Annotated in this window: 4 protein-coding genes; 1 reads left to right on the top strand and 3 read right to left on the bottom strand. The window is 59.0% G+C overall.

The window, feature by feature from the left end:
* Window positions 1-61 precede the first annotated feature (61 nt).
* The gene (clpB, locus tag NQF86_RS07720; RefSeq protein ID WP_266117039.1) at window positions 62-2,662 is read right to left on the bottom strand and encodes an ATP-dependent chaperone ClpB; all 2,601 of its coding nucleotides are present in this window, start codon (window positions 2,660-2,662) and stop codon (window positions 62-64) included.
* 234 nt (window positions 2,663-2,896) lie between these two features.
* A complete protein-coding gene (locus NQF86_RS07715; protein ID WP_266117038.1) occupies window positions 2,897-3,502 on the bottom strand; it encodes a YqgE/AlgH family protein in 606 nt (201 codons plus the stop codon).
* A gap of 79 nt (window positions 3,503-3,581) precedes the next feature.
* Here NQF86_RS07715 and NQF86_RS07710 point away from each other — a divergent pair, with 79 nt between their 5' ends.
* Window positions 3,582-4,343 (top strand): SDR family NAD(P)-dependent oxidoreductase, encoded by a 762-nt coding sequence (locus tag NQF86_RS07710; protein ID WP_266117037.1) that lies wholly within the window; start codon window positions 3,582-3,584, stop codon window positions 4,341-4,343.
* A 36-nt stretch (window positions 4,344-4,379) separates the two neighbouring features.
* Here the strand turns inward: NQF86_RS07710 and NQF86_RS07705 are convergent, their stop codons facing one another.
* A complete protein-coding gene (locus NQF86_RS07705) occupies window positions 4,380-6,188 on the bottom strand; it encodes a DEAD/DEAH box helicase (protein WP_266117067.1) in 1,809 nt (602 codons plus the stop codon).
* Window positions 6,189-6,281: the final 93 nt, after the last annotated feature.

Raw genomic sequence — 6,281 nt, 5'->3', positions numbered from 1 at the left:
GTGATTCCAGACATAAAAAAACCGGCCCCCTTTTCAGAGGGCCGGTTCTTTACCGATTCACTCAGTTCTCAACAGTGGACTGTCCATTTATGAGCAGCCCCTGATCGTTGGCAGAGACCGTAATCTCATCCCCGTCATGAATACTGCCCTCCAGCAGGAGACCAGCCAACGGGTTCTGCAGCGCACGCTGAATCACCCTCTTGAGAGGACGGGCACCATAGACCGGATCATATCCAGCCTCGGCCATCCACTCCCGTGCCTTCTCATCCAGAGACAGGGTAATCTTGCGATCAGCCAGCAGATGCCGCAGGCGACCAAGCTGGATTTCCACAATCTGCCCCATGTCAGCCCGCTGGAGACGAGAGAAAAGAATGATCTCGTCCAGACGGTTCAGGAACTCCGGCCGGAAATGCGCCCGGACAACCTCCATCACATCATCCCGCACGGACTCGGTTGATTCACCATCCTTCTGATGGGCCAGAATCTCGGAACCGAGATTGCTGGTCAGCACGATGATCGTATTGCGGAAATCCACCACACGACCCTGCCCATCCGTCAGGCGACCATCATCCAGCACCTGAAGCAGAATGTTGAAGACATCTTCATGCGCCTTCTCAACCTCATCAAAGAGGATGACCTGATAAGGACGCCGCCGCACGGCCTCGGTCAGCACACCACCTTCGTCATAACCGACATAACCCGGAGGGGCACCGATCAGACGGGAGACGGAATGCTTCTCCATGAACTCGCTCATGTCGATCCGCAGCAAGGCACGTTCATCATCAAAGAGGAACTGCGCCAGCGTCTTGGCAAGCTCGGTCTTACCCACACCAGTCGGACCAAGGAACAGGAAGGAACCAATCGGGCGGTTAGGATCCTGCAACCCGGCACGGGCACGGCGCACGGCATTGGACACAGCCACAAGAGCCGATTCCTGCCCCACAACACGCTCACGCAGGACGGACTCCATACGCATGAGCTTGGAACGTTCACCTTCCAGCATCCGGTCCACCGGCACGCCGGTCCAGCGGGAGACAACAGCGGCGATTCCCTGATCCGTCACCGTATCAGCGAACAGCGTATTGCCGTCAGACTGGGCCTCGGCCTGCTGGGCCTGCTCGATCTTCCGTTCCAGTTCAGGAATACGGCTGTACATCAGCTCGGAAGCTCGCTGGAGATTCCCCTGACGCTGCGCCACCTCAACCTCGGACCGGGCATGGTCGAGTTCTTCCTTGTATTTCTGCACGGCATTCATGCGGTCTTTCTCCGCATGCCATGCCGCACTCATCGCATCAGACTTCTCCTGAAGATCAGCCAGCTCTGCTTCCAGAGCTTCCAGACGCTCACGGGAAGCCGTGTCATCTTCCTTACGGATGGCTTCACGCTCAATCTTCAGCTGAATGATACGGCGATCCAGCTCATCCAGAGCTTCCGGCTTGCTGTCAATCTGCATCCGCAGGCGGCTGGCAGCCTCATCAATCAAGTCGATGGCCTTATCCGGCAGGAAGCGATCTGTGATGTAACGGTTGGACAGGGTCGCTGCGGAAACCAGTGCATTATCCGTGATCCGCACACCGTGATGCAGCTCGTACTTCTCCTTGATCCCACGCAGGATAGAAATCGTATCCGCAACAGAAGGCTCACCCACAAAGACCGGCTGGAAACGGCGGGCCAGAGCGGCATCCTTCTCGATATATTTGCGATACTCATCCAGAGTCGTAGCACCAAGACAGTGCAGCACACCACGAGCCAGTTCCGGCTTGATGAGGTTGGACGCATCCATCGCCCCGCTGGAACGACCAGCCCCAACGAGCGTATGCATCTCATCAATAAAGAGAATGATCTGCCCTTCAGCGCTCTCAATCTCTTTGAGAACGGCCTTCAGACGTTCCTCAAACTCACCCTGATATTTCGCACCGGCAATCAGGGCGCCCATATCGAGGGAAAGCAGCTTCTTGTTGCGCAGAGCCTCCGGCACATCGCCATTGACGATACGCAGAGCCAGCCCTTCCACAATGGCCGTCTTACCGACACCGGGCTCACCAATCAGAACCGGGTTGTTCTTGCTGCGGCGTGCCAGAACCTGAATAGCCCGGCGGATTTCTTCATCACGCCCGATGACCGGGTCCAGCTTGCCTTCCTGCGCTTGAGCCGTCACGTCACGAGCATATTTCTTCAGCGCTTCGAAGTTATTTTCAGCAGAGGGGGAATCCACGGTCCGCCCTTTGCGAACGGCAGCAATGGCACTCTCCAGAGCCTGAGCAGACGCCTTACCCTGACGCAGTGCCTCGCCAGCGGCGGTCGTGCTGGCAGCAATCCCGGCAAGCAGACGATCCTGCGCTACATAACTGTCACCAGCAGCTTTGGCAGCAGCCTCGGCACTATCCAGCACCCGCACGAAATCCGGCGTTGGCTGAGGCTGAGAGGCCCCACTGCCCCGTACGGTCGGCAGCTTAGCAAGAGCCGCATCATTCGCCTGCTGAACAGCCTTCGGGTTTCCCCCGGCGGCACGGATCAGACCGGCAGCGGCCCCTTGTTCGTCATCCAGCAAGGCCTTGAGCAGATGCTCCGGCGTCAGCTGCTGGTGGTAATCCCGTAGAGCAATGGTCTGGGCTGCCTGAATGAAACCCTGACTGCGCTCGGTAAATTTCTGAATATCCATGATAGTTGCCTCTCCTTCTCGCCCCATCCTTGGCAGCGATGAATGTTCAGCCTGCCCCGATATGGCGACAGACCGTGCCTAAAATTTAGGCACGATCCCACTGGTTTCAAGAGGGTATTTCTGAATTCATACGCAGAAATACCTGTCTGCAAGGAGATTCCAGGACCTTTCAGACAAATGAACTCTGAGACGAAAAGGAATGGCAGGCAATAGAAAGGCAGCCCCGCAGGGAGCTTATGCCTCCCCCACCGCAGAGGAGAGTGAAGACGGCTCCAACCCGACACTGGCCAGAGCCCGCTGCCATTTGGTGGAAGGGTCCGCCCCGAACACGATGTCTTCATCCGCCGGGACGACATACCAGGCATTGCCATGGAGTATCTCCTCCTCCAATTGCCCCGCCGCCCATGAGGAATGACCCAGCAGCAGCATGGCCCGGCGTGGCCCCCGTCCAGCCGCGAGCTCTTTAATCATCTCGATACTGGCACTGACCTCCGCCACAGGCTCCGCTTCAGGCAGAACGGTCAGGCGATTACCTGCCCTGCCCCGCCCGATGCTGACACCTTCCGGAGAGTGAAGAACAAAACCACGCCCCGGCTCCACAGGTCCACCAACACCCACACCAAAAAGACGCTGTGGCGGGTTGGGGGATACATCCAAATGGCGCAGAAGTTCACTGATATCCGGATGGGTCAGCCGACGATTGACGATCATCCCCATGGCCCCATCCTCGGAATGAGCACAGAGATAGATAACCGTTTGGGCAAACTCCGTTCCCGTAAGAACAGGGCTGGCAACCAGCAGGCGACCCGTCAATATCTCAGTCGGCTCAAGAATCGGCATGAACACCTCTTACAAACAGAACGTCCCTCCATCATAACAGAAAGGTTCAGTTTTTCATTCACCACGCACGGAGTGCCCCATGACCCAGCCACAGACCATCCTCGTTACAGGGGCCACATCCGGCTTTGGTAAAAGCATCGCCACAAGGCTGGTCCGAGAAGGGCACCGTGTCATCGCCACAGGGCGCCGGAGCGAACGGCTGGCCAGCCTGCATAAAGAACTCGGCAGCAACCTCCTGCCCCTCACACTGGATATGAGCGGCCGGGCCGCCCTGCGTGCCCTACCCCAGAGCCTGCCAGAAGACTGGCGTCACATTGATGTCCTCATCAACAATGCCGGTCTGGCACTGGGTGTCACCCCAGCACAGGATTCCAGCGTGGATGACTGGGAGACCATGATCGACACCAACATCTCCGGTCTTGTGGAAATCACCCACGCCCTGCTCCCCGGCATGATTGAACGGGGCCGTGGCTATGTCCTCTCCATTGGCAGTACGGCAGGGCATTACGCCTATCGAGGCGGGAATGTCTATGGGGCCACGAAAGCCTTCGTTTCCCAGTTCATGAAAAATCTGCGGACGGACCTGCTGGGCACACCCCTGCGTGTCACGACCATCGAGCCCGGCCTTGTGGGCGGCAGCGAGTTCAGCAATGTACGTCTGCGGGATGATGCCAAGGCACAGGCTGTCTATGAGAACACCACGCCCCTCATGCCTGCCGATATTGCCGAAACCGTCTCATGGCTGATCGGCCTGCCAGCACACATGAACGTGAATCATCTGGAGATCATGCCGGTCTGTCAGGCATCAGGCGGGCTGGCCGTCATAAAAAAGGAGGGGTAGAAACCCCTCCCTTTTCTTCTGAAACTCGTTTCAGGCTCAGCTCCGGCGGCGGGTGGATTTCTCACCACTGCGGGCTGGGCCGGAACGCCGCTTGAAGGAAGATGGGCCACGGCCCCCTTCCCGGCCTTCACGCCCCTCACGGCGTCCACCGCCGCCCGGACCACCACCAAAACGCCCTTTCGGCGCACCAAAGCGGCGACCACCCGGCGGGCCGCCACGACCACGGCGAGGACCACCGCCACCAGCAGGCGCCTCAGCAGGTTCGATGGTCACTTCATCCTGCTCTGCACCGGCACGGCAGGCATTGAAACGGGCCAGCTTCTCATCAGAAATCTGAAACAGCGTGTCATCCTGCTGAATGCAGATATTGCCAATATCCCGCTTCTGCACGCCACCAAGACGGCAGATAAGCGGAATCAGCCATTTCGGGTCAGCCTTCTCGCTGCGCCCCACCCCAAGGCGGAACCATGAGCCAGACATCTCATAACCACGGCCCCCTTCACGGGCCGCACCACGGGCAGGCGGCTCAACAGAGACAGGGCGAATATCTTCCACACGAGGCAGATGTGCCTTATGGAACCCTACCAGCGCACGAGCCAGCTGTGTGGCATCGAAACGCTCCGTCAGCTTTGCCACAATGTCTTCCGGTACGGAAACGGATGTTTCCCCGTTCAGGATGGGGTCTTCCAAAAGACGCTGTGCATCCTGTTCAGCGATGGCATCGGCTGTCGGTACCGGCTCCCAGTCCGCTTTCACACGGGCCTGCGCCAGAACACGCTCAGCCTTACGGCGCTGGTTGAACGGCACCATCAGCACGCTCACGCCCTTACGCCCTGCACGGCCCGTACGGCCGGAACGATGCAGGAACGTATCGGATGAAGACGGCACACTGGCATGAACGACCAGCCCCAAAGCCGGGACGTCAATGCCACGGGCCGCAACGTCTGTGGCCACGCAGACACGGGCCGCACCAGAGCGCAGGCTCTCAATGGCACGGGAACGCTCATTCTGTCCCATCTCGCCAGAAATGGCGACAGAAGCGAAGCCACGTTCCAGAAGGGCTGCCTGAACCTGATTCACCAGCAGACGGGTGTTGCAGAACACCATAGCCGTCTGGCTCTCATAATAGCGCAGCACATTGACGAGGGACCGTTCCACCTCCTGCGGGGCCGTCACCACGCAGCGATGGGTAATATCGGCGTGCTGCTTCTGGCCGGAGACCGTATCAATCCGCTTGGCATCTTTCTGATAACGCCGTGCCAGAGACGCAATCTCCCGGGCAATCGTAGCCGAGAAAAGCAGCGTGCGGCGCTCTTTGGGAGAGGCATCCAGAAGCTGCTCCAGCTCCTCACGGAAGCCCATATCCAGCATCTCATCGGCTTCATCCAGCACGACAACACGCAGGTCACGCAGGTCCAGCTTGCCACGGGAGAGATGGTCACACAGACGGCCCGGCGTACCAACCACGATATGAGCGCCACGCTCCAGAGACCGGGCTTCCCGGCGGGCATCTGTCCCACCGATGCAGCTCGCAATGCGGGCACCTGTTGCCGCATAGAGCCATGAAAGTTCCGTCTGCACCTGCATGGCAAGCTCACGGGTCGGCGCAATAACCAGCGCCAGCGGAGAACGGGTTGGGGCCATCATGTCCCCGTCCGTCAGCAGGTCGGAGGCAAAGGCCAGACCAAAGGCAACCGTCTTGCCAGACCCCGTCTGTGCCGAGACGAGCAGATCACGTCCTTCCAGCCCCGGCTCCAGCACCGCCTCCTGCACGGGGGTTGGCTGTTCATAGCCACGCTCGGCCAAAGCACGGGTCAGGGCGGGATGGGTATCGGGAAAAGGCATCGTCAACGAACACTCGGTCATACACATGCTGCCACGAACCAAACTGTGACAGCCAGAAAAGCGGTGAATACCCCTTTATGCCCTGCAAGGCCA

The sequence above is a fragment of the Bombella pluederhausensis genome (assembly GCF_026385525.1).
GTDB lineage: Bacteria > Pseudomonadota > Alphaproteobacteria > Acetobacterales > Acetobacteraceae > Bombella > Bombella pluederhausensis.
Note: the sequence above shows the minus strand (reverse complement) of the source record. Positions and strands in the feature narration are given on the sequence as shown.